At 41.1% G+C, this 15,013-nt stretch carries 13 protein-coding genes and 1 pseudogene; 8 read left to right on the top strand and 6 right to left on the bottom strand.

Annotation, left to right across the window (positions count from 1 at the left end):
- Positions 1-74: 74 nt before the first annotated feature.
- Entirely contained in the window at positions 75-1,358 is a 1,284-nt protein-coding gene (locus tag HEQ19_05790; GenBank protein ID WYL99104.1) for a transposase, read from the bottom strand.
- Between the two features lie 97 nt (positions 1,359-1,455).
- A pseudogene (locus tag HEQ19_05785) lies at positions 1,456-2,041 on the bottom strand (IS607 family transposase).
- A gap of 88 nt (positions 2,042-2,129) precedes the next feature.
- Between HEQ19_05785 and HEQ19_05780 the strand changes: the two are divergent.
- Together HEQ19_05780 and HEQ19_05775 are read left to right on the top strand one after the other, a co-directional pair.
- On the top strand, positions 2,130-2,561 hold the full coding sequence (locus HEQ19_05780; GenBank protein WYL99103.1) for a hypothetical protein: 432 nt from the start codon (positions 2,130-2,132) through the stop codon (positions 2,559-2,561).
- A gap of 299 nt (positions 2,562-2,860) precedes the next feature.
- The gene (locus HEQ19_05775; GenBank protein ID WYL99102.1) at positions 2,861-4,279 is read left to right on the top strand and encodes an LCP family protein; all 1,419 of its coding nucleotides are present in this window, start codon (positions 2,861-2,863) and stop codon (positions 4,277-4,279) included.
- Positions 4,280-4,551: 272 nt separating this feature from the next.
- On the opposite strand, the gene HEQ19_05770 is transcribed toward HEQ19_05775, so the two are convergent.
- The 3 genes from HEQ19_05770 to HEQ19_05760 form a co-directional block, all read right to left on the bottom strand.
- Positions 4,552-4,701 carry a nicotinate phosphoribosyltransferase gene (locus HEQ19_05770; protein WYL99101.1) on the bottom strand — a complete coding sequence of 50 codons (150 nt, stop codon included), beginning with the start codon at positions 4,699-4,701 and terminating at the stop codon, positions 4,552-4,554.
- A gap of 357 nt (positions 4,702-5,058) precedes the next feature.
- Positions 5,059-5,496: a hypothetical protein gene (locus HEQ19_05765; protein WYL99100.1), complete on the bottom strand. Its 438-nt coding sequence runs from the start codon at positions 5,494-5,496 to the stop codon at positions 5,059-5,061.
- Between the two features lie 239 nt (positions 5,497-5,735).
- Complete coding sequence (locus tag HEQ19_05760; protein ID WYL99099.1) at positions 5,736-7,094, bottom strand: M6 family metalloprotease domain-containing protein; 1,359 nt, start codon at positions 7,092-7,094, stop codon at positions 5,736-5,738.
- 430 nt (positions 7,095-7,524) lie between these two features.
- Between HEQ19_05760 and HEQ19_30705 the strand changes: the two genes are divergently transcribed.
- From HEQ19_30705 to HEQ19_05735, 5 genes are all read left to right on the top strand, one after another.
- A complete protein-coding gene (locus HEQ19_30705; GenBank protein ID WZI67121.1) occupies positions 7,525-7,677 on the top strand; it encodes a DUF4277 domain-containing protein in 153 nt (50 codons plus the stop codon).
- A 79-nt stretch (positions 7,678-7,756) separates the two neighbouring features.
- On the top strand, positions 7,757-9,151 hold the full coding sequence (locus HEQ19_05750; GenBank protein ID WYL99098.1) for a nicotinate phosphoribosyltransferase: 1,395 nt from the start codon (positions 7,757-7,759) through the stop codon (positions 9,149-9,151).
- Positions 9,152-9,276: 125 nt separating this feature from the next.
- Positions 9,277-9,879 (top strand): nicotinate-nucleotide adenylyltransferase, encoded by a 603-nt coding sequence (locus HEQ19_05745; GenBank protein ID WYL99097.1) that lies wholly within the window; start codon positions 9,277-9,279, stop codon positions 9,877-9,879.
- Positions 9,840-10,586 carry an NUDIX domain-containing protein gene (locus HEQ19_05740; GenBank protein WYL99096.1) on the top strand — a complete coding sequence of 249 codons (747 nt, stop codon included), beginning with the start codon at positions 9,840-9,842 and terminating at the stop codon, positions 10,584-10,586. The genes HEQ19_05745 and HEQ19_05740 overlap by 40 nt, the downstream gene beginning before the upstream one ends.
- A gap of 255 nt (positions 10,587-10,841) precedes the next feature.
- On the top strand, positions 10,842-12,623 hold the full coding sequence (locus HEQ19_05735) for an NAD+ synthase (GenBank protein WYL99095.1): 1,782 nt from the start codon (positions 10,842-10,844) through the stop codon (positions 12,621-12,623).
- 267 nt (positions 12,624-12,890) lie between these two features.
- Here the strand turns inward: HEQ19_05735 and HEQ19_05730 are convergent, their stop codons facing one another.
- Positions 12,891-13,505, bottom strand: coding sequence for a hypothetical protein (locus HEQ19_05730; protein WYL99094.1), 615 nt, complete (start codon positions 13,503-13,505; stop codon positions 12,891-12,893).
- Positions 13,506-14,040: 535 nt separating this feature from the next.
- On the opposite strand from HEQ19_05730, the gene HEQ19_05725 reads away from it, so the two are divergent.
- The gene (locus HEQ19_05725; protein ID WYL99093.1) at positions 14,041-14,946 is read left to right on the top strand and encodes a peptidoglycan-binding domain-containing protein; all 906 of its coding nucleotides are present in this window, start codon (positions 14,041-14,043) and stop codon (positions 14,944-14,946) included.
- Positions 14,947-15,013 lie beyond the last annotated feature (67 nt).

Raw genomic sequence — 15,013 nt, 5'->3', positions numbered from 1 at the left:
GATTAGGGGATATAACTCAATAAAATAGTTCCAAATCACATAGTCAAACATAGTCAGACTTATGCAATTTAGCTTTAAGCGACTCTACTTTCAGCATGGACACGCTTAAATAGTGGAGTTATCCGCCTTGGATGTACTACCTGACACCCCCTATCCCTTAGAACAGACTGGAGGCAGTCAAACCCTTCAGGATTACTTTTTCTGCCGATGTTGTACCCTGCGTTCACGTCGGCATGAATCTTCAAACCATTTTTACTGATATACCACGCTCTTTCAACACGTCTTCCATTGAAGACGTACCTCACGAAGTTGTTAGGTTTGTAAATTGGGATATTGTCCCAATCAATAAAAGAAGCCAAACTCGTGTAAGATTCTTCTCCAACCTTAACGGTGATGCCGACTCGCTCCAATTTGTAAGTCAGTATCTCGATAAATTTAGCATGTGGTATTTGAGTAAAGCTTTGGTTTGTACGTTTACCTAAATTAAGACGTGTTTTCCATTGTTCGTTTTTCCCGATTGAGACGTGAGTTACACCAAGAGATAGAAGTTCATCCACAATCATTTTTGTGGATTGATGCAAATATGAATCTATAAATTGATTACGGTTGCGGACGATGTTTGCGATTCGCCTTGATTTACCTTTACCATGAGGCAGAAAACCTCGAAACTTGGCAATCTGCTTGTTATAAAATTGGTTGGCTGATTTTAATGGTTTCCCATTTACGATAATTGGCTGTTCGCTCAAGTCGTTGAAAACAATTGTCGCTAGATTGTCTAAGCCTATGTCTATCGCCGCATTAAGTTCAGGATTCAAACTACAGAAGAACTCATTTTTTTGCAGAATTTCATAGACTACCTCGATCACAAAACATCCCGTTTTTGGGACAATTCGGACTTCGCACAAGTCGTCAAATCTTAGTCCAGGCTTTACCGGGATTCTGATTGGCGACATTGACGGGACAACCGAACCTTTACTAAATTTTCTTTTGCCAATGGCTTGATTGTTAAACTTAATCAGGTTCTTATCATCAACATAATTAGGTGGTTTTGGTCTACCAGTGAACTTAGTTGGTTCAAGTTTGTAAGCCACTAATGCTTTGTAGTAAGCAATCCACGCATCTGCATTCTGTTTTAATACGAGTTGAGCTACTTTTGTGGGTAAGGCTTTGTAGTTCTCATTTTGTTTGAATAAACTATCTAAGCCGGCTTGGGTTTGAGTTCCCCATCCGTAGAAAAAACCTTGACGCTGAGTGAATTGAGCAGTATTGTAAAGCTGCCGAGAAATAGTGGTAATGTCACTACAATAATCAAACCACTCATGTCCTTCTTTGATTATGTGCTTTTCTACTTGACGCATATTTATACTGAGCGTAGTCAAAGTATTGATCAACTTTGGCAATGAAATTAGTATATCATTCAAGATACAGTAAGATATGCTTGACTATAAAACTTAATCAATCTGTTGGAGAATTTAAGGCTTCTACAATTTTTTCTGTTTTGCGCTTTGCCCTGCGCTGACCATACAATCGTGCTGCAAAGCTGGTAATTATCGCCACTAAATCTTGCATCAATTCATCACGTCCGTTATCAGCTAGGTTAACAATCTCTAGATTTACTCCTAGTCTTCTAAGTAAAATATCCATGTAATGTGTCCCAAACCTACCCAGTCTATCTTTGTGTTCGACTAGCAAGATATCATAATCATCTTTGAGTAAAAGCAATTCTTGTTTCTTGCGATTGTCGTTTAGTCCACTTCCTACTTCCTTGATTATGTAAACGATTTGATATCCTTTGGCAGTTGCATATTGAGTTAGCCTAGTAGCTTGCCTATCCAAATTATCTTTGTTTTCAGCGCTTGATACAAAGAGCATAAATTGCCACCCTAACAACACCCCCTGATATCTTTTTCGGGTCGTAATTAACAATTACCGTACCCGTGGGAAGTTGCTCTGTTGGATATGGTATTTTACCTGCTTTGTAATGTCGCCAAGCGGTAAGGTACGAAATCCCCAAGGTTTTAGCATAATCAGATAATTTCATTAGGACTGTCTTTTAGACTATATCTGACTATGCTAGACTATATTTTGTTTAAAGTTTTATCATACTTATTATCTCTAACTTAATCACTATGGAAAATCTTCCTTCTAGCGAAAATTCCTCAGCGACTGGGACTGAGGAAGAGTCTGCCCAATCCCCAATCAAGAGTCAAGAACGAGTTACTTTGAAAAGAGAGCTAGTTGTGTATTTAATTCCGGTCATCGGCTTTTTCCCATCCCTGTGGTCTTTGTATCGTCGTCAAGGAACTCGGGAACAACTAGCCATCTGTCGTCTGTCTATTACTTTGGCATTTACCTGGCTGTTCGGGTACATCTTGTTAGCAACCGGTGCTGAAACTTCAGAATTTTTTGCACTACGTTTATTAATCCTCAATAGCTTTCTCACCTCTGGTTACTTTTTGGTGAGTGTCTGGTTGATTTTTCGCCTGAGCCAAAGAAAGTCTCACCGCTTACCGGGCTTTAGCAACTTTGCAGAGCGAGTGCTGGGTAAGTACTTGTCTTAAAATATGAGGTAAGAGGTAAGAGGCAATCCGTTGTCCATCAGTAGGTTTACTTATTTTTTCATAAATTCCCAATTATCTGCCAACAGATCTGGTCAAACCGATTGATTGTTGTCATACTGCAAGAAAACATTACTGGATTTAGCAAAAATCGGCAAAAAAACTGCTATAAGTGTCGTATTTGACACAAGTGTGGAAAGGTTAGCACGAATAATTAAGAATTAGTTATTATGGGTTGATTTGTCAGCATATTGAATAGTTTGCAAAGTTACCGAATTTGATCAGTAAGTGTGAGGAAGTCTGTGACCATTCAAAGAACTTCGGCGGAAGATAACCAGTCAGCAAACAGCTCCCAGTCCAAGGACAACAATTCCCAAGATCCTAAATCGAGTCGTTGGTTATGGTTTTGGGTGGGAATGAGCGGTATTGCCATGATTTCGGCAACAGCGGGGGCGCTGTTGGCGGTTTCGTTGACGAGTACACCATTACAGCAAGCACAACTCAGCCCCCAAGAGGAAGCAGTATTTGATGGCGATCGCATTTCTGGCGGTGGATTGCGCTTTTCGGAATTAACTCGCCCTGTTAATATCTTACTTCTGGGTATGAGCGTACTTCCCCCAGATATTCAAAACCCTCCCGCCGAAAGTAAAAATCTTAGATACCTCCCCCAGGTAAACTCTTTTGATGGTCTTTCTGATGTCATGCTCTTGATCAAATTTGATCCAGAGAAGAAGAAAATGGTGATGCTGTCGATTCCCAGAGATACGCGCACCGAAATAGAAGGCCATGGAGTCAAAAAAATTAATGCTGCTAATGTTGATGGGGGTCCTGCTTTGACAGCTAAAACTGTCAGTAATCTCCTTGGTGGGGTGGGAATTGATCGCTATGTCCGCATTAATGTTCTGGGAGTTGCTAAACTGATCGAGGCTTTGGGTGGGGTGACAGTCTACGTCCCGAAAGATATGAAATATCGGGACGATTCCCAGCACTTATACATCAATTTGAAGGCAGGTAAGCAACATCTCAGCGGCGAACAGGCGCTACAATTACTGCGCTATCGCCATGATGAACTGGGGGATATTGGCCGGATTCAACGTCAGCAAATGGTAATTCGGGCTTTAATTGACCAGACCCTGAATCCAATTACTGTGGCTAAATTACCTCAAATTCTCGATGTAGTCAAGGAATACATTGATACTAACTTGACCATTGAAGAATTAGCCGCCCTAGTTGGTTTTGGGATGCGAACCAATCGCTCGAATATGCAAATGTTAATGTTACCAGGTCGCTTTAGCGAGAACCGTGAGTATGATGCTAGCTATTGGATACCTAACAAAGATGCTATTGCCAAAGTTATGGCACAAAACTTTGGTTTGGAATCAGAAAATGCCAAGCAGGCCTCTGAACCTAGCGCTTTAAAAGTCGCAATTCAAGACAGCACAGGTAGCGATCGCTCTCACCTGCGACCTTTAATCAGATCCCTAGAAAAAGCTGGATATCGCAATGTCTATATCGCTAAGGCTTGGGGCGAACCTTTAGAGGTAACTCATATTGTCGCCCAACAAGGAGATGAGGAAAGCGCCCAATCCATTCGCGATACTTTGGGTTTTGGCGAGGTGCGCGTGGAAAGCACTGGTAATATTAGCTCGGATATCAGTATCCAGGTGGGTAAAGATTGGGTGCAACAAAAAGCTATTTTGGAGAAGTCTAATACACCTTAAGTTATCCTGCTATCAATCAAAGAATTATCAAACCACAGATGGACACAGATAAACTTGTAGCTCATTCAAATTAAACCCCCTATATCAAGCTGCACTACCTAAAAAAGTTTATAATTCTTGCTCTGATTGCATTGTGGGACTTAGATATTCTGTGCTAATTATTCCGGTGTGACATTCTACATATCAAAATCCTGAAACAAAAAGGCGTGAAGAAAACTCCACGCCTTTATTTTCTGCTTTGGAAAATATGTCATTTATTGCCACACCATTATCTACCAAATGTCGGCTGTTCCTTTGTAAGGATCGCCTGTAAATGGTTGTACACCAATAACTGGATAAGCATCATCAGTAGGAGCAAAAATCCGCATTGCGGCTTCAGAAATATATTGGGTTATGCTAGCGATCATCCGGGAAATAAACATAATCTAACACTCCTGTTTTTCTCGTCGCTTTCATCGTTGTTTTTTCACTTTAATTCTAAAATTAGCGGCTGGCTCTAATTCTCAATATATTGACAATCTGTTTAATAATTTGTCAGACAACTTTGCAATACTTTATATTATCTAATAGTCCAACTTTGATCTTTAATTCTAATTGTAACTGACCCAGAGCAATCCTATCTATATAACGACAGATTGTTTGACCGCAGAGACAAATTAAAAGTTAAAGTTCCTTGGTGCTTGTAAGCTTTAGTGCTAGAAAGCCTGTTTAATCGGTGATAACCTAATAAATAACTATGTGTAATAATAGCAATGCTCCACTTATCCTGATACTCAGATTTACTGTTTGACTACCTGAATATTGTTCAGCCTAAAGAAGCCACCGTGTGCATCACCTAAAAACTCGGCTTGAGCAGTAATTATATTATTAGTTGAAAAATTCGGGCTAGATTGAATAGTAAATGCTTTGACTTTATCTCCTATCTGAGCAAAATTACCGCCTGTTATATTTTTACTTTCTAAAATTTCTAACTCTAAATACCATTTATCCTCAAATTCTTTAGATTTTTCGATATGCAAAACCTTTGCTTTGATTTCACTTTGGTTAGGTGCTGCCATTATCCCTTGTAACTTCGATATCATAAAATGTTTTCCCCCTAAAATTTCCACCGTAATATCATGTCTGCCAGAGTTAAGCGAAGTGGCATTTATTGCAAATCCTGATAATCCAATAGCAAAAGCAACAGTAAATAATAACCACTGTAGAATTTTACTCATATTACTTACCACTCTAATTTATCTAAGGTTGCTGAATAAAAAAAATATTAATTCAGCAACCTCATGGTTGTAATGTTTTCAGTTCAGGATATTGAATTTATATCCTTTTTACCACCTTGCTTACTGAAGCATGACGAAGGCATTACTGACAGTGGTTTTCAAGTCATTGATTACGGTAGCAGCAACTTCCAAACTAATTACAAATGCTGATGCAGGGGACGATTACAAGGCAAAAGAGATTAACGAGTTACAGGTATCTTAGGAGCGTGTAGTACCCCAGATTTGATATTTACAGTAATGTTGTCTCCTTTGCGTTGAATATCAGTAATTGCAATCCCTGAATCAGAACCATTGTAGGCTTTACTGCTGGGTGTAGTGTTTGCCGTAAAAGAACTGTTCATACCACAAGGGAATGGATCGTTAGCATCTCCACAGTTCTCACCTTTATTCAGGTCTAGCTTGCCATCACACTGTTCAATATCAACTAGGTAGTGAGTATCGTTGGTATTACCAGTTTTGTTTTCATCTATATGCTCAATGATTAGACCTTCACCTAGCAAGTAGCCATCAAACCCTTTTTTCTGACGATTTGAAAGTAGGAAATATTCCTGACTGTTAATCTCTTTGATCGGCAGTTTGTAGATTTGCCCATCTTTAGTAGCATAGGGTTCAATGGTGATATTTTGTTGGCTATTGAAGATTGTCACGGGTTTTACCCATCCGAGTTTAACTTTACAATAAGCAGTTGGGTGAGATGGTGTTTGTCCACCATTGTTCCAACTTCCAGCAGCCATCAAATCCCAATCACCAGTACCAGATGAACTGTAATCAGTGTCATACAAATCTGGTAATCCAAATACGTGTCCTAATTCATGACAAAATACACCAATCTTTCCGTCTTCAGGTTCAATGCTGTAGCTTTGAACCTTTACGCCATCTACAGTTTTTGGTGAAATTTCCCATTTATGCGACCAAATGTGGTTTTTGTCACCAGTAACTTCTGCTCCAGAACCCGCATGAACAATGAATAAAGCATCTACAATTCCATCGCCATCATTGTCGTAGTTGGCGAAATTTACAAATGGGTCTGCTAAATCCACTAAATCTTCCACTAGCTTTTGAGAATTTTGTGGATAAAAACCCGTGCCAAAATCATTGTTGGTGTAATAGGAGTATGGTCTTGGAGCGCGATACCAACCATTTGTAGCTCTTCCCTGACCACTGACCTCACCAGTTACTGTCAGTTTGTGGTAAGAAGCTTCCCAGTAAAAATCTTTCAAACTCACTGTACCGTCGTTGCTGCTAGAAAACAGCATATCTGCATAGTGTTGTTGGTTTTGAGTAGCCTGATTGTTTGAGAAGTCTACCAAAAGTACTAAAGCTCTTCTTGTACCAACAACTGGAGCCAGTTCTCCCGTTGTCGTATGGATGCGTCTGCGTCTACTGCTAATTAAGCTGAAAGTTCGTAAATCAAGAACATCAATTGTTGCTGCTTCAGGCAATCCGTCTCCAGCTTGCAATAATTCTTGAGTGCGGAGAAATCTGGCTCTGAGTTCTGGTGAAGCCGCAACTAAGTAACAGTTATCTTTTGAAAACATAAATCGAAACCTGCCATTTTTTTTCAAAAAGAGTGAAAAGCTAAAACAGTTGAAAATTCAGAAAGTGCAATATCAAAAAAACTCCCTACCATTTATTAGCAGCATTGCTATAAATCATTACTCAGTTATACGCTTAAATAATTCTTACCAACTCTCTCAACAGGAGTATTTATTACTAAAGCCAGTGTATATATTTTTTATACATTACCCCCCTGCAAAACTTTACTTTATATAACTGTTTTGAGCGAGATTTACCTAAATGTTGAGGATAAGTGATGAGATCTGAAAATAACATTTATTTTCAGCTATAAATGGCTATTTATTATAATTTAATTCAATAAAAAATATAGATTTACAAATTGCTTATCGGTCATAAGCTCTATCCTAAGGTATAGAAAATTCCAAATAGTAATACTTATGATTAGCTACTATGGATTACCAAAAAGAAGAGATCGAGAGTAAAAACTTAGATCACTTGGGAATAATAGCAGGAATAATTGATGATATAGGAATTGTTGAAAAAATCGGCGTTGCTGAATCCAAGCATGATTCAGCAACGACGGAAAATATATCTGCCCAGTGAGTATGTCCTTAATGCTTGACATTACTTATGGTAAATATTACCATAAGTAAAAGAAACATTCTTGTAAGGAAACTCTTACATGACAACGTTCTCAGATATAGACTATGTATATAGAAATAATCAGCAGCACAACCAAGCCCTAGCCGTGACAGATGAAGATTACAGCCTACTGACAGACCTTTACCAGTTGACGATGGCTGCTTGTTACACAGGTGAAGGCGTAGAACAAAAACGGGCAAGTTTTGAGCTATCTGTTAGGAGACTACCAGAGGGTTTTGGCTATTTAATTGCGATGGGGTTGGCGCAGGCGTTGGAATATTTGGCAAAATTCCGCTTTAGTCCCTCCCAGATAGAGGCTTTACAGGCGACGGGAATTTTTGCCAATGCTAGCGATCGCTTTTGGTCATTGCTGGGGGAGGGGCGTTTTACTGGGGATGTCTGGGCGGTACCGGAAGGAACAGCAGTATTTGCCAATCAGCCGCTGTTGCGCGTGGAAGCACCCCTTTGGCAAGCACAGCTAGTAGAAACTTACCTACTCAATACTCTCAATTATCAAACTTTAATTGCCACCAAGGCGGCGAGAATCCGCGATGTAGCAGGAGTTAAAGCCACACTCCTGGAATTTGGCACAAGAAGAGCATTTAGTCCCCAAGGGTCTTTGTGGGCGGCGCGGGCGGCGTTGGCGGGTGGATTGAATTCCACCTCAAATGTGTTAGCAGCGCTACAACTGGGACAACAACCAAGTGGTACGATGGCTCACGCCTTGGTTATGGCACTTTCGGCAATGGAAGGTACTGAAGAACAAGCTTTTACGGCGTTTCACCGCTATTTTCCGGGTGCGTCATTGTTGATTGATACTTATGATACCATCGCCGCTGCCCAGGGGTTGGCTCTGAAGGTAAATTCGGGGGAAATGAAATTATCTGGGGTGAGGTTGGATTCTGGGGATTTGGTCACTTTATCACAACAGGTGCGATCGCTACTTCCAGGTGTGTCTATTTTCGCTAGTGGTGACTTGGATGAGTGGGAAATTGCCAAGCTAAAAGCTGCTGGGTCTGAGATTGATGGCTATGGGCTGGGAACGCGACTAGTTACCGGTGCGCCGGTGAATGGAGTTTATAAACTCGTGGAAGTTGATGGTATCCCAGTCATGAAACAATCGAGTGGTAAGGTAACTTATCCAGGGCGTAAGCAGATTTTTCGCTCGTTTGCGGGGGGTAAGGTGACAGCAGATAAATTGGGATTGGCGACGGAAAGTCCTCTTTGTGCAGAACCTTTGTTGCAGTTAGTAGTCAAGGAAGGTCAACGGGTACAACCTCCAGAGACTTTGGCGACTATTCAACAACGGACTGCGGCTTCGGTTGTTAGTTTACCTGATCAGACGCGGCGGTTGGACAATCCTGTATCGGTGGAGGTGGAAATTTCTCAGCAGCTTATGGAGTTGGTTGACCAGACTAAACACCGCTTTGGGTAAAATTCTAGGGTTTTTAACGCAGAGGGGCGCTGAGGAAACGCAGTGGGGCGCGGAGTTTTTTCTGGTAATTTTCGCTACGAATTGATGAAATGCTGTATTCAGGAATGAAGTGCAGAGGACGCAAAATGAGAGTTGCTTTGTTTGGTACTAGTGCTGATCCACCAACGGCTGGCCATCAGGTGATTCTGAGTTGGTTGTCTGAGGGTTATGATTGGGTGGCGGTTTGGGCGGCGGATAATCCTTTTAAGTCTCATTCTACTGGTTTAGAACATCGGGCGGCAATGCTGCAACTGTTAATTGCGGATATCGATGGGCCACGGGAGAATATTGCTTTACAGCAGGAATTGAGTAGCTTGAGAACTCTGGAGACGATCCAGAAGGCGAAAGTTATGTGGGGAGAGGATGCGGAGTTGACGTTGGTTATTGGTTCTGATTTATTAAATCAATTGCCCCGTTGGTATAGAGTTGAAGAATTGTTACGACAAGTGCAATTATTGGTGGTACCGCGACCGGGATATGCAATAGATGAGTCTAGTTTAGAGGGAGTGCAAAAGCTGGGAGGGAAGATTGCGATCGCTAGTCTGACTGGTCTAGATGTTTCTTCGACAGCATATCGTGAACATGGAGATCAAGAAGCCCTCATACCCCCTATTGTTGACTATATTCATCGAGAGCATTTGTACGCAGAATGCCAGGACGCTACCACAAAAAGATTCCAACTCCGCTAAATCAACAACCTTTGGCTGATTTCAAGGTGGGTGTTGATAATGTAATTTTCTCTGTAGATACCGCACAAAATCGCCTGCTCGTTCTCTTGGTCATGCGACAACAGGAGCCATTTTTAAATTCTTGCTGTCTTCCTGGTACTTTGGTGCGTCAAGGTGAGTCTTTGGAGGACGCTGCCTATCGCATTATGGCAGAAAAAATTCGGGTCAATAATCTCTATTTGGAGCAATTGTATACCTTTGGTGGCCCTAACCGCGACCCACGGGAAGCAACTGATAGTTATGGTGTCCGTTATCTATCAGTAAGTTATTTTGCTCTGGTACGGTTTGAAGAAGCTGAATTGATTGCTGATGGCGTCACTGGGATCGCTTGGTATCCGGTGAAAGAAGTGCCCCAATTAGCTTTTGACCATAATGAAGTGTTGGCCTATGGCCACAGGCGGTTATGTAATAAGTTGGAATATAGTCCGGTGGCTTTTGAGGTTTTACCGGAAATGTTTACTTTGAATGATTTATATCAATTGTACACGACGGTTTTAGGGGACAATTTCTCCGATTATTCTAATTTTCGCTCACGTTTACTCAAGTTAGGTTTTTTATGCGATACCGGAATCAAGGTGTCTCGTGGTGCTGGTCGTCCGGCTAGTTTATATAAGTTTGATGCTCAAGCTTTTGCTCCATTTACAAATAAGCCATTGGTGTTTATTTGACAGCTTAAAAGACAATATAGCAGTCCTATTTGATTTATGAAAAATCTCAGTATTTGTAGTATCTTTAGGTAGGCAATGCCAAGCACATCCGGGTTTTGTAAGGCATAGCCCTACCTAGGTATATTTCAAAAATCAAATAGTGGTCTTATAGGTAAATCTCTATAATTCGGGAAGTTTTCGCCAAGTTTGTAGAGTGTCTGGTATTTAAGTTCTAATTTTTCTTCTCAGTCCCAAATCTCAAATCTAACAGCCAATATGAAGATTGCAATCGCTCAAATTAATCCGACAATTGGTGATTTACCCGGTAATGCCCAAAAAATTCTAGAGATGGCACAACGGGCTGCAGCATTGGGTGCGCGTTTGTTGTTGACTCCAGAACTTTCTTTGTCTGGATATCCGCCAAGAGATTTATTACTAAATCCTAGTTTTGTCGAGGCTATGGGGATAACGCTGCAAAAATTGGCGAGAGATTTACCACCAAATTTAGCTGTGTTGGTGGGAACTGTTGAAGAGAATTTAAAAGCGCATCTCACAGGCGGTAAGTCTTTATTTAATAGCATTGCTTGTTTGGAAGGAGGGAAGGTAAAGCAAGTTTTTTATAAGCGGCTATTGCCTACTTATGATGTATTCGACGAACGCCGTTATTTTGAACCAGGGTTACAGGCTAATTATTTCACCCTGGATAATATTCATATTGGCGTCACTATTTGCGAAGATTTATGGAATGATGAGGAATTTTGGGGCAAACGTAGTTATGCGGTCAATCCGATTGCTGATTTAGCAATTTTGGGTGTGGATTTAATTGTCAATTTGTCTGCTTCGCCTTACAGTGTCGGTAAGCAGGGGTTTCGCGAAGCCATGCTCAAACATAGTGCGGTGCGTTTTCAACAACCAATCATCTATGCCAATCAGGTAGGCGGAAATGATGATTTAATCTTTGATGGTCACAGTTTTGCTTTGAATCGTCAAGGTGAAATTATGTGTCGTGCCCGTGGTTTTGAAACCGATTTGGTGGTAGTAGAATTTGATGAGGCGCAACGGGATTTGAAATCGGGTACCTTGAGACCAGCATCAGATACTGAAGATGAGGAAATTTGGCAGGCGTTGGTTTTAGGAGTGCAAGATTATGCCCGCAAATGTGGTTTTTCTAAAGTAGTGCTGGGTTTAAGTGGGGGGATTGATTCTTCATTAGTTGCGGCGATCGCTACTGCTGCACTCGGTAAAGAAAATGTCTTTGGTGTCCTCATGCCTTCGCCCTACAGTTCAGAACATTCTATCAGCGATGCTTTGGCATTAGGTAAAAGTTTGGGGATTCAGACTAATATCTTACCAATTGGCGAGTTAATGCACAGCTTTGACAATTCCTTGGCTGAGTTGTTTACGGGAACTGAGTTTGGTATCGCCGAAGAAAATCTACAATCCCGGATTCGGGGTAATTTATTAATGGCGATCGCTAACAAGTTTGGTTATTTGTTATTGTCTACCGGTAATAAGTCAGAAATGGCGGTTGGTTACTGTACTCTCTATGGCGATATGAATGGCGGTTTGGCTGTAATTGCTGATGTTCCCAAAACCCGCGTTTATTCCCTTTGTTACTGGTTAAATTCTCATACAGGGGCGATCAAAACTCAGCACGGGCTACACCCCGCTACGCTAACATCACTCATCCCGGAAAATGTCCTCACCAAAGCACCAAGCGCTGAACTCAAACCAGGTCAAGTAGACCAAGATTCTCTACCCCCCTACGAAATATTAGACGACATCTTGCAACGCCTGATTCACAACCACCAATCACCAGCCCAAATCGTCGCCCAAGGACACGATCCAGTAATTGTAGACCGAGTAACTCAGATGGTAGCCCGTGCCGAATTTAAGCGCCGACAAGCACCCCCCGGATTAAAAATCACCGATCGCGCCTTTGGTACAGGTTGGCGAATGCCAATAGCCAGTAACTGGGTTGCTGTTAAAAATGCCTACCAAACTCAAACCATTCCTACTCCTAGTTTGGCACAAGATGCCCATTCCCAAATTAAGTGATACCAATTCAAAAAGTCTTTGCAACACATCGATAAAATGAGTAATGAGTAATAAGTAATAAGTAATAAGTAATGAGTAATGAAAGAATTATTAAGATATTAACAACTTCAATCAACAAGTTGAAAGCAAAATAAAAAATAATTCACTCACGACTCATCACTCACGACTCATCACTCATCACTCATTACTCGTCACTCATCACTCATCACTCATTACTCATTACTCATTACTCATTACTCCAACTTGTCAATCCTCAACCGTCAACCCCTAAGCAATTTCAATTTCCAGATTTTCTGATGGAATCAAAATTTTATACAAAGCTGCTACGCCAATTTGGGCAGAAACTGCATCATCATCCCATTTACCATCGGCTGTGTATTTGCCTTTCGTGTATTGATTAGTACTTGACCACAGGTAAGGAGTCAAAACTTCTGGATGGTAGAGCCTATAGCCAAAACCGTTGTATCTCTCTAGTTGCCAAAGCTGTGCGGATAGACTCCAATCTTTTACTTTGTGGAATTCCTTAAGTATTAAAGCATCAATAGCACTTTCTTCCCAGGTGTAGCCTTCATTCCAACCGTTAAGCGGTTCGGGAATTGGTCTACCAGATGGTACGTTGACTGTGCGTTTTTTCAGAGAGTCGCCGTTGTGCAGATGTCTGGTAAACTTGAGGGAGGATTCCATATTGTGGATGACAGCAACGAAGTACCAAGGTACATTAATTTTTTGCTGCAGAGCTTCGTATGTAGGGCGATTGGAGATGATAGTTGCAACTATCTGTTGAGTCTGACTCAAATTCTCTGGTTTGATTTCGCAGCTATTCCAAAGCTGCTCATATTCCGCCTTAAGATCGCGAAGGCGAACGGATATACTACCTGTCATTTGTTTACGCACCCCTCAGTAATAACACTCTTTATGATTTTGTCCCACTAAATTACCTTATTTATGTGAACTTTAAATTGATTGATACAAAAGATTAAGTTTTTTACAGCAATTTTCATTCATTTGAACCACAGATCTTCGTAGGGGCGCAAGGCCTTGCGCCCCAAAAGCGTGGTCTATTTACCTGAAAATGGCTGTAAGACCCAGAAGGGGATCGAGTTTCCCGCCGACTTCCAATGAATGTGGCGAACCACTAGTTGATGTTTGTATACTGAAATTGGTGAAATAATGTATTCTTATATATTACATATGTATATATAAAGAATAATTTTGCAGCAATTTTTTATCCAAGGGTATATTCTAGAACAGAATCAATCTATATGGGAATTCCAAGAAACAAAAACAACCGCTAAGAAATATTGCTGACGGTTGAGGGTTGACCGTTAACAGTTACGATAGGTTATTTTTTTATTTGGAATGCCATAAAGAAAGTTTGTATCTATCCAGGAATTAGGTAAATCAAGGAAAGTGTGACATGAGACTACAAGATTTTTTGGGAACACAGACTAAATGGAACTTCGAGGCTATCGGGGGTGACACAGATTTAGCTCGTCAAATTCAGTTACTGTTAATTAACTTCGGTCTGCTAGAACCCCCCGCCGATGGGAAGTTTGGCCCAATCTCGACGGCTGCTCTCAAACAGTTTCAAGAATTAGCCAAAACTGGAGAAACTGACTTTTTAGGAGCAGTTACAGCCGAAAAACTGATTGAAACAAAGCCAGAAGATCTACCCACACCCCCTTTAAAACTAAGCAATAGCATTGCTAGTCGGATTGTGAAATACTTGCAGGCAAAAAATTATCAGGTATTCACCAAACCAAAAGAATACAACATTGTTTACATAGAGGGCATCAGCGAAGACTGGACTCTCAACGGAGATCCACCAAATCAATTTAATGATCGACGGATTGTCATCGAAGTCGTAGATAGTGTTCCCAAAATCGTCAATCACTGGCAAGCTACCACCGAACCCGGCAGATACTATACTGTAAACCCGATGAATCCTAAAGGAGCTGCTAGAATTCAGTTTGGTCAATACAAAGCTTGGGCAGTTGGATTCCACGGCAATGCAGATCGTCACGAAGCATTAGTGCAAGTTGCCCCGATCACAGTTCATCGAGATTTCAACGAAGATTTTAAACGGACTGGCGACAAACTTGATACAGGTCTTTTCCTAATTAATCAACACTGGGGCTATGATGCTCCTGTGACGGATATTAAGAATGCCAGTGCGGGTTGTTTAGTCGGACGCAGGCGAGATGGACACCGAGAATTTATGGCGATCATTAAACAAGACCGCCGTTACGTAGCTAATAATGACTATGTGTTCTACACCACAGTCATTCCAGGCGATGATTTTGTTAAGAGCTTCCCAGCATAAGGTAATTTTTCCTTGGAAGTCGCCAGGAGACTCCAACGCAAGATTGGGTGATTGAGGTGGCTTGGTC

Source organism: Gloeotrichia echinulata CP02 (genome assembly GCA_038087035.1).
Lineage (GTDB): Bacteria > Cyanobacteriota > Cyanobacteriia > Cyanobacteriales > Nostocaceae > Gloeotrichia > Gloeotrichia echinulata.
Note: the sequence above shows the minus strand (reverse complement) of the source record. Positions and strands in the feature narration are given on the sequence as shown.

Coding starts and splice junctions, on each gene's coding strand:
- HEQ19_05730 (WYL99094.1), bottom strand. CDS start 13,505: ATGACAGGTAGTATATCCGTTCGCCTTCGCGATCTTAAGGCGGAATAT.
- HEQ19_05745 (WYL99097.1), top strand. CDS start 9,277: ATGAGAGTTGCTTTGTTTGGTACTAGTGCTGATCCACCAACGGCTGGC.
- HEQ19_05735 (WYL99095.1), top strand. CDS start 10,842: ATGAAGATTGCAATCGCTCAAATTAATCCGACAATTGGTGATTTACCC.
- HEQ19_05760 (WYL99099.1), bottom strand. CDS start 7,094: ATGTTTTCAAAAGATAACTGTTACTTAGTTGCGGCTTCACCAGAACTC.
- HEQ19_05770 (WYL99101.1), bottom strand. CDS start 4,701: ATGTTTATTTCCCGGATGATCGCTAGCATAACCCAATATATTTCTGAA.
- HEQ19_05725 (WYL99093.1), top strand. CDS start 14,041: ATGAGACTACAAGATTTTTTGGGAACACAGACTAAATGGAACTTCGAG.
- HEQ19_05765 (WYL99100.1), bottom strand. CDS start 5,496: ATGAGTAAAATTCTACAGTGGTTATTATTTACTGTTGCTTTTGCTATT.
- HEQ19_05750 (WYL99098.1), top strand. CDS start 7,757: ATGACAACGTTCTCAGATATAGACTATGTATATAGAAATAATCAGCAG.
- HEQ19_05740 (WYL99096.1), top strand. CDS start 9,840: ATGCCAGGACGCTACCACAAAAAGATTCCAACTCCGCTAAATCAACAA.
- HEQ19_05780 (WYL99103.1), top strand. CDS start 2,130: ATGGAAAATCTTCCTTCTAGCGAAAATTCCTCAGCGACTGGGACTGAG.
- HEQ19_05790 (WYL99104.1), bottom strand. CDS start 1,358: ATGCGTCAAGTAGAAAAGCACATAATCAAAGAAGGACATGAGTGGTTT.
- HEQ19_30705 (WZI67121.1), top strand. CDS start 7,525: ATGGATTACCAAAAAGAAGAGATCGAGAGTAAAAACTTAGATCACTTG.